The following is a 1,074-nucleotide window of genomic DNA, read 5'->3' as shown; positions in this document are numbered from 1 at the left end:
GCCCGCGCATGCCAGTAGTGAGCCACACGAACGTGTCGTGGGCAGCCGCACAGAGAGCCACGGACCGGACGCCTGGACCGAGCCTCGCCAGGCACCGATCCTGACGTCAATGAAACAAGTAGCCGCCCGGCGCGCGCCTGGGTCCTAGAGCACGCGCACGTCGAGAATCTCGGCTCGTCCCCGCGTATCCACCTCGAACTCGGCCGCAATGTCGCTCGGACTCTCTTCGGTCGTCCATAGGGGCACGACGCCGTAGGCGGTCCCGTCTGGACGAATCTCGAGGTCACTATCGGGATGCGTCCAAACATCGTCGGGCTGAACGGTCAGCACCGCACCCGTCGAGCCGTAGTTGCGCACCCAGGTGAGCAGCGAGGGCCGCTCACCCTGCACCAGAGCATCGAGTTCGGCTCGGATCGCTGGTCGGAAGCGAGTAGGAATCGGCACGGCTCGAGACTATGGCCGGTTGCTGACACGTGCGCGGTGCCGCCCGCTACTGCCGCCAGAAGTTCGAGGTTGTCGGTCGCGATGAGGGTCGGCGCAGCCCCTGAGGCTGCGTGTGTGGGGTCAGTCGTCGAGCGTCTGCTCATGGTTGCGGGGACACCGGCCTCGCGTGCAGTCATAGAAGCCATCGTCGAATTCGACCCACGTCGACCAGCACTTCGAACAGTAGTTGAGCTGGCAGTGGTGGCAGCAGAACGCTGCCATCTCCCAATCGACGCCCCGTAGGGCCAAGGGGTCGAGTTCGTCCAGTCCGGACACGAGATCGGCCAGATCGGCCGACGCCTTGCCAGTGATGACGCCGATGAACTCAAGTCGATAGGAGGGCGCTTCTGGCGTCCAGGTAAGACGGCTCCCATCGGGCATAGGGCCGGCGTCGACGGGTTGCTCGAACTCCATCACGGAAAGGGTCGCGGCGACACCGCCGCAAGATCCGCAGGAGAACTCGAATTGTGGTTCCCCCCGAATCGTGGAGGGCTTCCCTATGCGGCTTCCCGGTCGGGGGCCGCGGTGTTCTCGTAGTTGATCGGGCTCATCATGCCCGCCGCGCTGTGTCGGCGCTGGTGGTTGTAGAAG

Annotated in this window: 2 protein-coding genes; both read right to left on the bottom strand. The window is 64.9% G+C overall.

Features of this window, described 5'->3' with window-relative positions; all coding sequences use genetic code 11:
* Positions 1-144 precede the first annotated feature (144 nt).
* Positions 145-444: a DUF7668 domain-containing protein gene (locus tag D0Z08_RS31565; RefSeq protein ID WP_147381619.1), complete on the bottom strand. Its 300-nt coding sequence runs from the start codon at positions 442-444 to the stop codon at positions 145-147.
* 120 nt (positions 445-564) lie between these two features.
* Entirely contained in the window at positions 565-897 is a 333-nt protein-coding gene (locus tag D0Z08_RS31560; RefSeq protein WP_118929248.1) for a hypothetical protein, read from the bottom strand.
* Positions 898-1,074 lie beyond the last annotated feature (177 nt).

The sequence above is a fragment of the Nocardioides immobilis genome, assembly GCF_003515065.1.
GTDB lineage: Bacteria > Actinomycetota > Actinomycetes > Propionibacteriales > Nocardioidaceae > Nocardioides > Nocardioides immobilis.
This window is presented reverse-complemented; position numbering and strand designations above follow the sequence as displayed.